Here is a 15,901-nt window from a genome sequence, read left to right on the forward strand (position 1 = left end):
CTTTTTTGGGAATGCATGTAAAGATAGGGTATGTTACGGAGTTACCTTGTGGGGTGATTGTTTCGGGGCTTTCAGTTATATCTTGAGATATATACTGACCATATCCTCTTGGGTCGGAACAGGAGAAAGTGAGAGTTAATGTTCCATCAAAAGATGTTTGGCTTAATCTTGATACCTGAGATATTTGACTAAAGTGGCCATAATAGGTGTATTCAGCATCATCACTAAAGACCATAGGATACTCTCCATCACCAGTTATGGTAATTAGATTTGATAGACGTTGAATCTTATCAACTCTGTCAGCTTCAGAAGTAGCTTTAATGGTAACATCAATTTCAAATACCCTTTGACCGTAACTATTGCCTTGAAAAATTTTACCCATCATACCAGGAACGTCTTGGACGTTCTCTGATATTTCTGGGCCGACATTTCTTTTGATGTCATTTACAATCAGATCAAGATCAGTGTTGGAGTTAAAACCACAAAAATTAAATGTTACTTCGTTCAAGTAGTTACCACTCCTTTAGCTAAGTTTCTTAATTTTGTTTTTTGATCTGCATACTTTTTATTGGTGTTGTAAATCTCTTTACCATCTAAGTAAAATGAGTTATCTTTGGCCAATAATTGAGTTAGCAGAGTGATTTGTTGCTGCATAAGGGTAATCTGAGCATCTTGTCGAGCAATAACCTCAGAGTAATCATTGTTCACTGTTACTTGTGAACCGTTAGGAACACCTAAAATCTGTTGAGTTTTAGATAACAGCTGCAATGCCCTTGTCCGTTTTAAAGGATCAAGTGGAATAATTGATTCAGGTTTATTTCCCTCAGCAATATTCGCAACTTGTGCCCTTGTAACAATGCCTCCGTTAGCGTAACCATGGCCTTGACCTAATGCTGATAGAGTTGGACCGTATCTATGTTTTGCATAGTTTAAGGCCGCCAACAGGTTATCGAAGCCATTAAAGATATTGTCATGGCCTTTAAATTTGTAGGCATTGAATGTACTTGAGATAGTTTGCATCAAGCCTTTAGCCAAATCGCCCCGAATCGTGTTTATATCTGTATAACCATGCTGAACGGCTTTTGGATCTCCACCAGATTCAGTTTGAATTTGTCTCAAAACTTTATTAACCATTTCAGTACTTGTTGATAGACCATTCATCTCGAGTGCTCTCTTAACTAAAGGTTTCCAACGCTGAACACCTTTTCCTGGTGGGTTATCAGCTGTAAGTAAACCTTTGATCCAATTTACGGCACCGTCTTTGACAGATGTAACTGCACCTTTAACCATACCGAGAGTTGGATCTTTAAGGGCATCCAATTTAGTGAACTTAGAGATTGCCATTTCTAATAACTTCGTTGGGTGAGTTGCATAAGACCAAATATCTTTTGCTGCATTCGTCACTTTAGAAGCTGCAGAAGAAGCAAACTCTTTCGTCTTATCCCATGCACTATCAAGCCAACCAATACCGGTTGAATACTTAGGCGCCATTTTAAGAAGAGCAGCTGTTTTATTTCCATCAAGAACTGATGTTCCTTTAGGAAGATTCAACATTGTTTCTTTCTTAGGAGATAAGAACATTTTGCCATTTGGAAGAGCTATTAACTCTTGTTTGTTCGGGCCTTTACCATCAGAAACAATAGCTGGTCCACCTGGGTGATTGTCAGTACCACGGGCATATTTTGGAACATCCCATTTAGGAATTCTTAATTTCTTAGGAGCATGAACTTTGTCGAGGATCCAGTTCACACCACCAGTTACACCATTGACCCCTTTAGCCAATCCTTCAATCAAGATCTTAGCAACGGCTTTGGCGCCCTTACCGATTGCTTTAGCACCATTCTTTAATCCATCACCCATCCGACGAGGTAAAGATTTGATGCCGTCAACCATCTTGGTCCAGATGTTTTGAGCACCTTTCTTTAATCCGTCAAAGATTTTTAAGGCGTTCTGTTTAATATTGGTGAAATACTTAACGACTGTTTTAAAGACATTTACAACTGGTTTGATGATTACGTTAGAAATTCCACTCCAAGCTTTTTTAGCGAAATTCCAGATCCAGCTGAAAACTTTTCCGATGAAGTCTTTGATGTTTCCAAATCGGGTTCTCACAGTGTTATACAAAAATTTCGCAGTAGTAACAAAGATTTTCTTGATCACTGACCAAGTTGTAGAGATTACTTTGCTTATTACTTTGAAAATTGTAGTCACAATAACTTTCATACCGTTAAATTCAAGTTTTAAGAATTTAACGATGTACTTAATTACTGTGGTAAACACGAGTTTGATTCCGCCCCAGACTTTGGAGATAACCGTTTTGATTCCACCAAAAACTGTACTCGCTGTTCTTTTCATGATATTAAAGTTGTCTTTCAAGAAGTTAACGATCCATTTGATTGGAGTCTTGAAGATAGACTTTAATACATTCCATAAGCCAACAAACAATGATTTGAAGGATCCAATGAATAACGCAGCGCCTTTAATCATTTTTCCGAACCACATTAATTGGATCGCATTCCAAATTAACTGGAAGGCTCCAAAGAACAATTGTTTGATACCTTCCCACATCTTCTTCCAGTTTCCAGTGAATAGACCACCAAAAACTTTCGCGATACCCATGATTACATTAAGTGTTCCATCAATAACACCTTTGATGTTATTCAGTACTGACTTAATAAGAGCCAAGGCTACCGTAAAAACCAATTTGAATACAACTGAAATTGGAGGAAGTAAGACTTTGAAAAGAGCTACGAGGGATTTGAGGATTGGACCTACAATCTGGAAGATGGTAGTCATAACAGTTGTAACCGTTTTAACTATACCTGAGAAGATATTGACAAAAGCTTTTGTTATCATCGGACCGTTCTGTTGCCAGAAAGCACGGATTTCAGTAGTTTTCGCTTTAATATAAGTTATAACAGACATGATTACTTGTCTTACTTGAGCAACCATACTTCTGATATTTGAAATATCTTTGGCACTCAAGACACCTGATAAAATCGATGTGCCTTTTTTGGTGTTACCAGAGAATAAAGCGAAAATACCAGTTATAACAGTTTTAACTTTGCCGTAAGCGCTCGTAAGTGGGGCAGTCATGTTATAAAATGCCGATTTTATCTTATTTACAGAATCGACAATGACTTTAACCATTTCTGGAGGCATTAGAGAAGATAAGAGACTTTTGCCTTTAGATTGATCACCTTTAAATAAAGCAAAGATCCCGGAGACAGCTTGTTTCACTTTTGAAAAGGCTGTTCCAATAGAAGCTCCAATTCCATTTATGAAATTACGGAAAGTCTCTGATTTCTGATATGCAACTGCAAAGGCAATTCCGAGGGTTGAAATGGCTGCAATTGCGAGTCCGATTGGCCCTAAAGCAAAGTTCATGACTGAACCTAGAGTTGCCATAATTGCTTCAGATTCAGCAATTTTCCGTGTGGCGCTAGCGACAATGGCCCCGAATTCTCCGAAACCTTTAATCGCTCCACCAATACCGATCATAGTAAATCCGATTGCAGTTGCAATTAGTCCAAGGACAGCGACTAATGCTGCCCCAATAACTAAAAAGTGTTGAACAGGAGAAGGAAGGGCATTGAATACATCTACAACTTTTTGAATAACTGTAGCAACGACTTTTAATGCTGGAGTAAGATTTTGTCCAATCGTAATTCCCGCAGTTTCAACTGATCCCTTTAACTGTTCAATTGTTCCTTTTAAGTTATCGAGTTTAGTTTTTGCAACATCATCTGCTGAAATCTTTCCTATTGCAGCTGCCATATCATCCATGCCTTTAGCGCCTTCTTTATAAAGGATATTGGCAGCACGGATTGCATCGGTACCGAACATAGTATTTAGAGCTTGTTGTCTCTGTTCATTACTCAAGTCTTTTAATCTATCCTTGAGTAAGGCAGCGATTTCGGAAATGCTTTTAAGGTTACCATTTTCATCGTAGAAAGCACTTGAAGCCAAACCAGAATATGTTGCTAATTTGTCATACTCTTTAGCTACTTTTGCAGCTGAAGCTCCATGACCAGCTTGGATTTTCGCTAATTTTTGAACGGCTGCTGATACATCTTTAAATTCTGTTGAAGCCGGTTTAATTCCACGGTCGACTAACCATTGATATGCCACTTTCGTGTTAGCTGTAGCTAATCCAAGAGAATCCATCATATCTGATGCAGCTTTTGTGTGAGGGGAAAGGTTAAGGAGCATTGTTTTGAGGGAGGTACCGGCATCTGAACCCTTCAATCCATTTTGAGCGAATGCAGCTAATGCTGTTGAGGTATCTCTGAAACTTAAACCAACACCTGAAGCAACTGCAGAAACCATTGATAAACCGTATTTTAATTCACCAACGTCAGTTGCAGAAGCGTTTGCTGCACCAGCTAAAATATTGGCAGCGTCAGCTACAGATATATTATCATCCCTGAATGCATTCAATGCTGTTGAAGCAATTTCTGCAGCATCTTTTAGTTCTAAACCACCAGCTGTAGCTAATGATAGGGCACCACTTAAACCCCCGTTGATAATATCTTTTACACTAACACCGGCCTTAACCAGTTCTTCTTCAGCTTGGGCAGCTTCTAATGCACTATACTTTGTTTTTGCACCTTGGATAACAGCAAGTTCTTCAAGAGCTTTCCCATACTTGTTTACTTCATCTGGGGCCATAACGGATTTTACAGCTGACATTTGGGATTCAAAATCCATGGCACTCTTAGTCGCAAACCCCAGTCCAAGAGTGAGGGCACCTGTCATTGGAACTACAGACTCTTTAATATTTGAACCAATATCGTGAATCTTTTCTCCAGTTTTTCTGGCTCGATCTGAAACTTCTCTCATTCTTGAAGAAACCTGTCCGAGGTTATCAGAAAGTTCTCCAACAGAAGGGGAGATACGGTCAAATCTGTTTCTTAATTGGTCTAAACGTTCTTGGGCCCGTTGTTGTTGTTCAGTATACCTTTGGAGTTCTTGCCTTGCTGCTTCAACCCTCGAATCATTCTCACCAAAAGTATTTGATAGATTATTGATTCTTTGTCTTTGGGCTTCAATTAGGTTATTGTAATGGTTAACTGTTTGGGATAAACCGTCAATTCTAGCACGTTGAGCCGAATAGACCCTACCACTTGCATTTAAAGAAGCAACATTCTCTTGAGTAGCCCGAGTAATGTTACTAATCTCTTGTCTTAAATCTGCTGTACCAGATTTGAGATCTTCGAGTCTACCTTCGGTAGTTCTTAGCTGTCTTTCCCAGGCAGCTTGTCGGGTAATTGCGGAGTTGATTTGTGAAGCTAATAGCTGAACTTGTTTTGAACCTTCACCATAAGTTTGAATGGCATTCTGGTGTTGTCTACGTAACTCATCAATTTTACGTTTGTTCGCATCCATTATTTGAGTAAGATCTTTAATCTTATTCTCTAATAGAGCGTATTCATCACCAGCATTTGAAAGAATCTCAAGGTTCGCTTTCATTGCTGTTTGAGCAACTCTAATTTCTCTCTTAATACCTTGAAGAGTATTAGAAAACTGGGTGCCATCCATTGATAATTGAATGACCATATTTCCTAGTGGGGTTCCAGTCGTCGCCATCGCTCCACCTCCATGACTTCATTAAATCGATTTGAAGAACTCTTCAATATCGTCAGTTTTTGTTTTCTTCTTTTTGTCTCCCATTAAGCGTAAGAAGCCATTTATGTCCATTTCTTCAATATCCTTATAAGACCAACCGGCCTCGATCAAATCTTTGTAAATCTGATCGAGGTTATCCAGGTAATCTTGGTATGACTTTATTCCGTCACTTTCGCTAGTTCCATCTGTGCCTTCTTTTTTTTAGCTTCTCCACCCAGTACGTCTTGGAGGATTCCAGATAAAACTTCGGCAATTTTGTCGGAGGCAATACCATCATAGATAGTGTCGAAATTGACTTTTTCACTTCTAAATAGGCTTGCGACAAGAGCAACCAATTCGTCTAATTGTTCAAGTTCATTCATAACTTCTGTTTCTTGCTTGACTCCGAATTCGATTACCCGACGTAATGCTCGGGCTGAGACAAATCCTTCAGTGAATGTTTCAACTTTGTCTAGTTCAGGGTTATATAATTCAATTTTTAGCATCGTAAAAATTTCTCTCCTTCGTTTATTTGGTATGTAAATAAAAAACTAGATGCCAAAGGCATCTAGCTTACTTGTGATTAGGCAGTAGTAGTATCAGAGGTTTCAGTAGGGGTTGTTGTTGAAGTGTTAGTTGAAGTTTTATCTTCAGCTGTTGTTCCATTCCAGCCAGGGAAGAGCAATTGAGTAAATGCAGACACAGTGAAGCCTTGAGTGCTTGTACGGCCTTTAGCATAAACAATACCGTCAGAATGGCGAGCAACAAATTCACCAGTCAAAGCACCATCGGTTGTATCAGCTTCCTGTCCTTTGTCCTCACCTGTTTTAAGATCGAATCCATCAGGGTGACCGAATTTACCTTTTGCAAGGGCAATATAAATGTCATCATTGGCCAGGCCTTTTGTTTTCATAATTACGGCACAATAAGGGGCAACTGTATCAGCACCAAGAGTTGTAATTCCATTTTCATTTGTCTTAGCTCCAGAGATGTCTGCGATCATTTCTTCTGTTAAATCAGCTGTATTAAGTTCTAATTTAGGGTTAGAAACACCGACAGCAGAAACATAGAATGGAACGTTGGAAGCATAGACTGTATTAGTCGTTGGAGCCAAACCTGAAATTTTAGCTTCAACAGCACCACCGACTTGGGCGTTAATTTTATGAACTTTTACTACCTGTTCTTGATCATTAAGAATAGCAATTTGGACTTCTTCAAAACCTAATGTTGCCACTAATGATTTCCTCCCTTAAAAAAAATAAGCCTACTCATGTTTGAGAAGGCTCAAATCGTTTAATATTTCAGTTGTTCGATAACGTCTTGCTAACATAAACAAATCAATGGTTGGATCTCTGTCTAACATTCCTGTGTATTGCGACCAATTATTTTCACCCATTAAAGTGTCTAAACGAGTTTTAAATTGATCGATTTTTGCTAGATCTGCAGCCCAAACTGTAATTTGAACACTAATTTCAGAAGAAAATGCTTTATTACTAACAAATCTACTTTGGAAATCGCTTATTTGAGTGATGCAAATAATCGGAGCATTTTCGACTTTTTGGAAGTCTTCAGGAACGTTGATTGAAAATATCATATCTTTGTTCATGAGATTTCCAATTTCTTGATCATTCATCAGCAAGTCATAAACTGTTTTTACTGATAAACTCACAATCCCAATCCTTTCTTGATCTCATTAGCCATAACTGACATGGCTTCTGAACGAGACTCTTCTTCAGTTCGTTGAATAAAACCTTGTGGAGCAATCCTTGATCCACCCATTGTTCCAAATTCAACAAACTTCGCTCTCCATTCAGTTTCTTTGCTATATCCAACTTTGATTTGGCCAAATGTATCAACACCGGAAATGACTACATCGTCTTTCAAGTGTTTGTGCTTATCTACCGGCCAAACTGGAGTATTGTCTTCTAATTTTTCAGCAACAACATGTGCAGCTGCTTTTAATGCTCGGTTTCGAACTTTTGTTTCACGTCCAGCCATTTGTTTCAAAGCTAATTCAATTCCTGAAGTATCTATATCTAGTCCCATTAAGACACCGCCTTTGCAACGATTAAGTCATACATAGAACTTTTTAGATCTGGCTGGATCTCAACGATTTTGTATTTCTGACCTTGAAAAGAGATCATCATGTCGTCTGTAATAGGGACCCTTTGTTTTGACCGAATTAAGAAGGTGATAATATTTTGAAGTTCTGTCCCGTAAGTAGTTATGAATTCTTTCAGTTGTTGTGATTCGACGCTGGCCCAACATGAGGTAACTTCCTTGTAGACCATAGTTGGGGCGCCATAAGAATCTTTTCCTTGAGTTTGTTTTAAAAACGTTATTCTTTTATTTAATTCACTAATATCAGGGCGTTTGGAAGGCATTAAGCATCAACCTCGTATGATTCATCATTCCAATTTCTATAAACATCAAGGAGTCCAGAAAACACATATGAGAGTTCACTTTTAGATGAAATTGATGCAGTCTGAATTTCTCTATGTTCATACCATTGGGAGATAAGGCTAAGTGCTGCGATAGTGAATTCAGCTGGAAGAGGATCGAATTCATCAAACTTTTTATTGAGGTAAGTTTGAATATAATTCTGCGCAGAAATAATCATCATCGAAATTAAAGCATCATCTGCGTCATGATCGACTTTGAGATAATTCTTTACAAAGTCGAGGTCTAACTCAGTGATTTTTACATTACTCAACATTGTTATCTACCTGTGATTCGTCAGGTTTTTCTACAACTTTGGGTTCTTTTTTGCCTTTTTTCGTTTCTTTAACTTCCTCTGCATGGCCATTCTTTACAAGGCTCTTGGCCAAATCTTTATTCTCAATCTCAACAACCTCGTTATGGTTAAAGACTGTTTTATGAGAAGGGAGATAAGCAGATTGTAGGAATTTCACTTTTGGCATATGGGTTACCTCCTTTGGTTATGTATAAAATGAGTATTTTATAAATGAAAAGAAGCTCCGAAGAGCTCCTAATCATTCATATTGTGAAAAGTTTCACATGATTAAGCAGAAGTAGTCGCAGTATCAACTTTTAACACAGAGATAGCTTGTGGGTTGTAGACTGCACCATCCATGTATCCATCAAGAACAAGTAATTGAGAACCACGGATAGCTTGTGTTGTATCACCTGTGACGTGTTGAAGAGCGAATCCTTTCTTAACCATTACTGCATAAGCATCTTGAACAGAACCAAAGATCGCAGGAGTTCCATCAGGAAGTTGATCAGTTACAATGACTTCAGCACCGAAAAGGGTATAAGTTAATTTACCGTTAACGACACCGTTTTGCATGTAGTAATGGCCCATAGAATCTTTCATCTTAGCGATTTGGTTGAAGAAACCACGTTGCATAATGAAAGAAGATGAAGCTAGGAATTCAGGATGAATAGAGTTATAGAGGTCCATTAAGTTATCAATAGTAACTGCACCAGAGACAGGGATTTTTTTAACTTCAGCATCGTTAACGATACCAGAGAATTCTTCTCCGCCTGTACCTACAAGGATTGATTTCTCAACTGCTTTACCTACTCGACGACCCAATAGGTTAAGAGAGTAATCAACGATGTTAACGGCTGTATCGTTAATTAACTGATTAGAAAGACTGATTGCTGCACCAACACGTTTTTGTGCAAGCTTAACTTCATCAAAAGAGATTTGAAGTTCAGATACATCTTCACCTTCACCAACAAATCCTGCAACAGAGTTAAGAGATTCCTTAGCAATCTTCAATGTTCCCGCAACAGATGGAAATTTAGTTGCTCGTGCAAATACCGGTGAAGTTTCTTCCATTTTAAGTACGATTGTTCCTTCAACATTCTCAGGAATTATGGCTCCACCTTGAGAAGTTGTTTGAAGAGCACGAACTTCTTCACCATCTTGACGACGGAGATACTGTTCAATACCGCGGAGTTCTTTTTCTTTATTATCCACTTTACGTTCCTCCATTGTTTTTTCATTTTTCTCGCCATCTTTCTGGCGACTTTCCAATTCGGAAATTTGGTTGTTTAAATCGGTAACATCAGCAGTCAATTCATCAAATTTTGATTTTTCTTCTGCTGATAATGAGCGAACTTCTTTTTCAGCATTTTTTAGTAGTTCATCTGCTTCATCTAACAGGGCATTTCGTTTTTCTTTAAGCGCTTTCAAATTCATATTTAAAGGAAACCTCCTGATTAATTTGATAGTCCAGTTAATTTATTTCGCAATTCTGATAATTCTTCAGAGACTATTGAACGTTTTTTCTCTCCGTCAGGATCTTCATCAGATTTATCTTTTTTAGGATCTTTTTCATCTGGTTTCGTTTCATCAACATTTTCAGGCTTATCTTTTGTTTCAGGTTCATCCTGTTCAGAGTCATTATCTTTAACTTCTGTTTGTTCTCCTGAATTTTCGGTATCCTTTTCCGGATCTTGTTCGTTCACTTTTTCTCTTAATTCAGCAGTAGCTTGTTCGATGAACTCTTTTTGTTCAGAACGAATTTCATCGATAGACTCTTTAAGAGAAGTTAATAAACGTTCTTCTAATCCTTCAAAGAGCTCTTTGATTTCATCCATATTTCTTTGCTCTCCTTCTTCTAATTCCGTTGGAATTTCAATGTCCTCAATAACATCAATTCCTCTGGCTGAGATTGTAGACTGTGAGTAGGCCGGATCTCGCACAACGGAAACTTCAAGTAATTCAAGATCATTAATGGTTCGTTCGTAAATGCCATCATCACGAACATCCCATGAATCATCTAAAGTTCTAAATCCAAATGACATATTCCGAAGAATTTTATCGTCTATCAATTGGTAATAATCATGTCCCCATGTAGTAGGAGAAATTGTAGCTTCCATATATAAACCGGTGCTGTCTTCAAATAATCGAAGGGAACCATTTCGTGTAGAAGCTAGAATATGTTTGGTGTTGTGTTCAGCAAGGAAGTCAATATTATCGGGGTTTCGTGACAGAGCTCGAGTAAATGCACCAGGTGCAATTTTCTCAACAAATTTCTTTCCAGAACCTAGTACTTCACTTAACTCTCCTGTTTTATTGACGTAACCGGAAACAGTCATTGAATCATTATCGTTATTGGCTCGAAGCTCGACCTTGCGGGATAAAAGCTCGAATTTCATAAATTGGTTACACCTCCTTGGAAAAAATAAAGGCCAATAAATCTATTGATTTACTGGCTCATCTTTTATCTTTGAATCTTTATCTTCAGAAGTTTGTTCATTTTCAATTGGAGGTTTATTTGAATCTAAATTAGATGGAGTAGGAGGTTGATTCTGATTTTGTGTGGAAGGTTGAGGATTGTTAGGATCAATCGTTTCTCCCATGTTTGGAATAGTCATTTTTCCGGTTTTAGGATTATAGAAAATTTGACCCAAACCCCACATAAAGAAGTCATCTTTAATTTCAGGCATGTCAATTCTTGAACGGCCTTCATTAAGCGAGATTAATCCTCCTTTTACAGCAGAAACAGTGGCATCGATTTTTTCTTTTTCTGTTGTTCTGAGCAATTCAGAAACATCAAATCTAAAATAATAACCTTGCTCTTTTTCCGTTTCTAATAGGAGAGATTTATTTAGAGCAGATTCAATCGCAGAAATGATCGGACCAACACAGTATTGAAGAAAATAGAGGTTATTTTGTTCGTTTGAAGCATACTTATTAGCCGAGGAATTTAGCATAGACTCTGGAATATTGAAGACTCTAGCAATCTCTGAGACTGTATTTTTCTTGGAGTTAGTTAAATCCATTTCACTTGGTTTCATTGAAATTGGATTGTAATCTAATCCTTCTTCCAAAATAATTGTCTTACCAGCTTTCTTTGGACCACTATAAAGGTTTTCCCAGGAAGATCTCAGGTTATCAATTGCTTTTTGGCTTAATCTTGATGTAGCTTTTAAGACACCTATAGGAAGGGCTCCGTTCTTTAATATTCCATTTGAGTATTCGATTTCATCAAGGGCAAGTCTGAGAAGCTTACTATTATTCTGGAGTATTCCTGATGAAGTAACTCCATCTTCACTGTCTCTTGTAAGAATAATCAATTCATCTGGAGTAAATTCATAAGTTCCAGTTTTGTTATTATAAAAATAATTGATCGTCGCCCATTTTTTATATCCCTGACTATAAGTTGTCACTGAAATATATTTAATGGGCAAGGGATAGAAGTTAGTAACCTCATTCCGAATTTTTTCGATCTTGATGTAGCTAGCTCCATACAGTAAATAGTCCTTAACCATTCTCTTTTTCATGTTATAACCGTTTATCAAATCATTTGGTTCATCATTTAAAAGAGAAACACGGTTATCAGGAATTTTAATTACTGCACCTTTTCGATCTTCTTTATATAAGTAGATTGGCAGCGATGCTATTGATGATGTAATAAGCTCAAGAGCCGAAACAACAGTGGGGATTCTCATAGCTTCTTCTTCTGTTATTGGACCACCATCACCAAAGTAAGAAGTAATAGAATATCCACCACCGTAGGAATATTGCATGGAACGGTCTTCTTTCTGCTTATTTTTTCTCGAAAAAATCCCCATTTAGGTTGGTTATCCTCCTTTCTTAGAGAATAATTAGTTCCCTTTCTTCAAAGTTGGAGGTTAAATTTTCTTCAACTTCTTTATTCCATAGGGCCATAGCGTTTAATATTGAGATAACCATATCAACTTTTCCTGTGGATTTTTTCTTATTAACGTAAGTATTGAGGTTGGAATCCTTAACCTCACGAGCATTTGAAAAGTTGATTTCCAGCAGTCTGTTTTGTAGATACTTAAAGCTGCCTTTCAAAACACGTTCTTTTACAAGTTTAGTAGCAGGGTGCAAGACAGAAGAATGCTGCTTAATTTCGATCGTGTCATAGCCTTCTTCGTACCATCGGTTAGCCGAAGCAACGCAGTTCCACCGGTCATAACCGATGCCTTTAATGATTACTCCATATTTCTTTTCGAGATCCAAGACAAAGTTTTCAACGAACCTATGGCTGATAACTTTATCACCACAGAAATAGCAATAACCATTATCTCTCATGGTAAAGTAATCAACCTTTTCAACTTTGGACTTATTTTCCGCACTATCTTCCGGAATAAAAGCCCAGGACTGAGCAACGTATTCATCTTTATCATGATCATAAGTAACCATTGAAACAGCTGTATTATCAGTAGTTTGAGATAAGTCAACACCAACAAACACTTCTCGACCTGTCCAATCATATGTAGTAATCATATTCTTCTTTAGTTCATCTGAAGGGATATAAACCTCTGAGTCGTCACCATCAACGAAAATATTCATATGCTTTGTTAAGAAGTTCTTTTTTGAACTTGGCATATCTAAAGCAGTTCTACGTTGCTTTTTTAAATATTCCAAGTTATCTTCGAGAACTTCAGCAAGTGGATTTGCTTCAATGAGGGATTTGTCAGATAGCCAATCTTTAGGATCATCAGGTTTATAAAGGAGGGCGAAAAGAGTGGGATCATCAATTAAATCATCCAGAACTTTTTGAGCGTATTCAACTTCTTCAGTCATAGGATTGTTTAATGATTCATAGGCTGTACTAATAAGAATTCCGGTACGGTTTACCATGTTCATTTGAGAAGATTGCATGGCATCAATAGGGTAACGGTTTCTTAATGCTCCAACTTCGTCTGCTACAAAAACGTTGGCCTTACGCAATATTGTTATCGTTAGGCTTTTTATCCTAACTTCTTACTGTCACCAGTAAGTTCGGCGTACATTTTTACCTTCGACTTTACTCGGTCAGGTATCGGACACTCTTGGGAATATTATATTCTATGCTTTTTTGGCAATAAAAAAGCATAGGTTCAATTCCTACGCTCTACGGTGGCTAAAGCTTTTAAACTTTAACTTACCTCGGTATTGTCTTATTTACGTTTTCTACATTTATCACTACAATAAAAACTTCTGCTTGATCTTCCGATAAAATCGGAGCCACATGTTTTACATTTACAATGGTATTCTCTATTTGGCATTTTAAATTTTGATTTAGGTTTAATTAATCTGCATTCTGGGCATTTTGTTACATTATGAATTTTTCCTTCAAATTCTTTCTCACAAATTCCACATATTAGTTTGTATCTTCTTTTCTTAGCAGCCTCGCTAATATTTTTGCGAGCTTCAACGGATAAGCTCTTTTTAGATTCTGACATTTTTCTTCTTGTTTCTTCAGATACAACTTTTCCTTTATTTCCTTCGGATATTTTTCTCTTTGTTTCTTCTGAATGGTGCTTTCCGTAATTTGGATTGTTTTCACCAGAAAGAGCTTCACTGATTTTGTTTATTGTCTCTTCTGAATGGCGTTTTCCATATAGTGGATGAAGATCTCTTCTTCTTCCATACATTGGATTATTTACACCACTTAGTAATACTTTTAATTTTTTTCTTACATCTTTTCTTTTAGAAGGATTTTTATCTCCAGAAATTTTTTCTCCGTTACCGTAATTCGGGTTTTTCTCACCAGTGTTATTTATTCTTTTTAGTTCAATATACTTGTTGTATCTCTCTTCACTCCAGCCGGCGATTAAATTACCACCATCACCACCAGAAGCAATATTATATCCTCTGGAAGTTTTATAGAATGAATCATATTTTTTTATATAGAATTTTTCTTTTTCATTTAATTCTTCGAGAGAATCTGCAGTATCGATCATTTCTAATTTAAAATTTTCTAACCCATACTTATCAATAGCTCGATTTATTAGAAGGCCACTTCCATAATAATCATTTAAAAATACTGCTGAGTGTTTTTTGCCAATATAGATTTTATCATTTACCATATTTGTAACTTTATAGATATAACCAAACATATTGCTCTACTCCTTAATTATATCTCTATAATATAATTATATATCGAGAACATATGTTCGTAAATAAGAATTCTACCGATTTTGCCCGATTTTCTAACATGATATTTCTATCATGCGACGGCAATAAGGCTATGTTTACCGTCCATACGGTTCTCAGAGTTAGCTAAAGGAATGAATTTAGATTTTGTGAGTAAACACCGTACTTCACTTCTTGTTATTTGGAACTGTTTTTGGATAGAAGGGTGAGAAGCTGTAATTGTTTGTTCAACTTCTTTTTTGACTATCGAAGAAAGCTCTTTATCTGGGGCAACAGAATAAAACTCGGAGTATTCTGGTTCAATTAAGAGCAAGAGGATAAAAATTAAAGCAACGAGGAATGATTTACCGGATTTACGACCAATTAGGAGTACTGACTTTTCATATCTTCTTTTAATTGGATTTTGTTTATACTTCCAACATAAAGCATTGACTAAGAAAAACCATTGGAATGGAGCCAAAGCATCATGAGTTGGCGTTCCAGCTTTCAATCCTGTGGCCATATTTATAAGCTTTGTTAAGCCATCAATTTTCTTAAGTTCATCTTCATCGATAAAAAATTCACAATCAGGATTGTGAACGTCAGAAATGAATTTGCAGCAAGCCTTTTTAACGTACTTGCCGGCAGTTAATTTACCTTCAACAACATCTCTAGCATACTGATAGGCAGGATGGGCTTTTAAATACGAAGAAACCATATTATCACTCACCCTCAGTATTATATTTATTGGCAAGGGTTGAAGGAATCGAACCGACATTTTCAGTTTTGGAGACTGACGTTTTACCATTAAACTAAACCCTCATGGCGTACTCGGTAGGATTCGAACCTACGACACTCGGTTTAACAGACCGATGCTCTAACCACCTGAGCTACGAGCACATAGAAAAAATCCCCACTGAAAATCGGAGTGAAAACAGCAGGGATTATAATTAGCTTTTTAATAATTTGAGTAACGGATCTTCTTCTTCGTTTTTTTGTTCAATTTTCAAACCCGCAAGTTGAGCCCTTGATGCTGGAGATAATCCAAGTTGGGTAGATAAAGCTCTAAACTGATTAAGATACTTCTGTTTTGTAGCAACTGCGGGATGTTCTTTTATTAAGGCATTCCCATACCTATCAATTGTGTTTAAAATAAGTCCTTCTTTATTAATAATTTCATCTGCTTGCCTCATTTTACTTAGACAATCAGCAGTTTGTTCGAGTAGAGGAATATCTAAATTGCAGAGGATATTACTTATCTCTAGTTCAGTAGTTAAGAATTTGTAATACTCTTGAGCTAATTCATCAAGATGTTCAGGAATTTCATTCACTAAATCATCATTTCCAAGTAGTTCTTGTTCTGCTTCGGCTCTTTCCTCCAATTGAGCTTTTGATTCTGAATGTCCTTGTTTGAGGGAAGCTGGCTTTCTAGGACGAGCCATCACA

Annotated in this window: 16 protein-coding genes and 2 tRNA genes; all 18 read right to left on the bottom strand. The window is 37.1% G+C overall.

The window, feature by feature from the left end:
- A partial coding sequence (locus MHH82_RS40615; RefSeq protein WP_340970744.1) for a distal tail protein Dit occupies positions 1 to 508 on the bottom strand: 508 nt, incomplete at its 3' end.
- Positions 505 to 5,589: a phage tail tape measure protein gene (locus tag MHH82_RS40620; RefSeq protein WP_213397228.1), complete on the bottom strand. Its 5,085-nt coding sequence runs from the start codon at positions 5,587 to 5,589 to the stop codon at positions 505 to 507. The genes MHH82_RS40615 and MHH82_RS40620, both read right to left, overlap by 4 nt.
- A gap of 197 nt (positions 5,590 to 5,786) precedes the next feature.
- Positions 5,787 to 6,113, bottom strand: coding sequence for a phage tail assembly chaperone G (gene gpG / locus MHH82_RS40625; protein ID WP_013603363.1), 327 nt, complete (start codon positions 6,111 to 6,113; stop codon positions 5,787 to 5,789).
- A 77-nt stretch (positions 6,114 to 6,190) separates the two neighbouring features.
- Positions 6,191 to 6,841 carry a major tail protein gene (locus tag MHH82_RS40630; RefSeq protein ID WP_064911605.1) on the bottom strand — a complete coding sequence of 217 codons (651 nt, stop codon included), beginning with the start codon at positions 6,839 to 6,841 and terminating at the stop codon, positions 6,191 to 6,193.
- Positions 6,842 to 6,871: 30 nt separating this feature from the next.
- The gene (locus tag MHH82_RS40635) at positions 6,872 to 7,276 is read right to left on the bottom strand and encodes a hypothetical protein (protein WP_043940291.1); all 405 of its coding nucleotides are present in this window, start codon (positions 7,274 to 7,276) and stop codon (positions 6,872 to 6,874) included.
- On the bottom strand, positions 7,273 to 7,653 hold the full coding sequence (locus MHH82_RS40640) for an HK97-gp10 family putative phage morphogenesis protein (protein ID WP_064911607.1): 381 nt from the start codon (positions 7,651 to 7,653) through the stop codon (positions 7,273 to 7,275). The genes MHH82_RS40635 and MHH82_RS40640 overlap by 4 nt, the downstream gene beginning before the upstream one ends.
- Positions 7,653 to 7,991 carry a phage head closure protein gene (locus tag MHH82_RS40645; RefSeq protein ID WP_013603366.1) on the bottom strand — a complete coding sequence of 113 codons (339 nt, stop codon included), beginning with the start codon at positions 7,989 to 7,991 and terminating at the stop codon, positions 7,653 to 7,655. Before MHH82_RS40645 ends, MHH82_RS40640 begins: the two co-directional genes overlap by 1 nt.
- A complete protein-coding gene (locus tag MHH82_RS40650) occupies positions 7,991 to 8,323 on the bottom strand; it encodes a head-tail connector protein (RefSeq protein ID WP_009968726.1) in 333 nt (110 codons plus the stop codon). The genes MHH82_RS40645 and MHH82_RS40650 overlap by 1 nt, the downstream gene beginning before the upstream one ends.
- Entirely contained in the window at positions 8,313 to 8,528 is a 216-nt protein-coding gene (locus MHH82_RS40655) for a hypothetical protein (RefSeq protein WP_009968725.1), read from the bottom strand. Before MHH82_RS40655 ends, MHH82_RS40650 begins: the two co-directional genes overlap by 11 nt.
- A 101-nt stretch (positions 8,529 to 8,629) precedes the next feature.
- The gene (locus MHH82_RS40660) at positions 8,630 to 9,778 is read right to left on the bottom strand and encodes a phage major capsid protein (RefSeq protein WP_064911609.1); all 1,149 of its coding nucleotides are present in this window, start codon (positions 9,776 to 9,778) and stop codon (positions 8,630 to 8,632) included.
- A gap of 20 nt (positions 9,779 to 9,798) precedes the next feature.
- Positions 9,799 to 10,740, bottom strand: a complete 942-nt coding sequence (locus MHH82_RS40665; protein ID WP_064911610.1) for an HK97 family phage prohead protease — start codon at positions 10,738 to 10,740, stop codon at positions 9,799 to 9,801.
- 42 nt (positions 10,741 to 10,782) lie between these two features.
- Complete coding sequence (locus MHH82_RS40670; protein ID WP_064911611.1) at positions 10,783 to 12,159, bottom strand: phage portal protein; 1,377 nt, start codon at positions 12,157 to 12,159, stop codon at positions 10,783 to 10,785.
- 22 nt (positions 12,160 to 12,181) lie between these two features.
- Positions 12,182 to 13,288, bottom strand: a complete 1,107-nt coding sequence (locus MHH82_RS40675) for a terminase TerL endonuclease subunit (RefSeq protein ID WP_013603372.1) — start codon at positions 13,286 to 13,288, stop codon at positions 12,182 to 12,184.
- Positions 13,289 to 13,497: 209 nt separating this feature from the next.
- Positions 13,498 to 14,439: an NUMOD3 domain-containing DNA-binding protein gene (locus tag MHH82_RS40680; protein ID WP_013603373.1), complete on the bottom strand. Its 942-nt coding sequence runs from the start codon at positions 14,437 to 14,439 to the stop codon at positions 13,498 to 13,500.
- A gap of 110 nt (positions 14,440 to 14,549) precedes the next feature.
- Positions 14,550 to 15,173: a terminase large subunit domain-containing protein gene (locus tag MHH82_RS40685; protein ID WP_013603374.1), complete on the bottom strand. Its 624-nt coding sequence runs from the start codon at positions 15,171 to 15,173 to the stop codon at positions 14,550 to 14,552.
- A gap of 30 nt (positions 15,174 to 15,203) precedes the next feature.
- Positions 15,204 to 15,277 (bottom strand) — tRNA-Trp (locus tag MHH82_RS40690).
- Between the two features lies 1 nt (position 15,278).
- Positions 15,279 to 15,355 (bottom strand) — tRNA-Asn (locus MHH82_RS40695).
- A gap of 50 nt (positions 15,356 to 15,405) precedes the next feature.
- Positions 15,406 to 15,897, bottom strand: coding sequence for a phage terminase small subunit P27 family (locus MHH82_RS40700; protein WP_013603375.1), 492 nt, complete (start codon positions 15,895 to 15,897; stop codon positions 15,406 to 15,408).
- Positions 15,898 to 15,901: the final 4 nt, after the last annotated feature.

The sequence above is a fragment of the Bacillus sp. FSL K6-6540 genome, assembly GCF_038007545.1.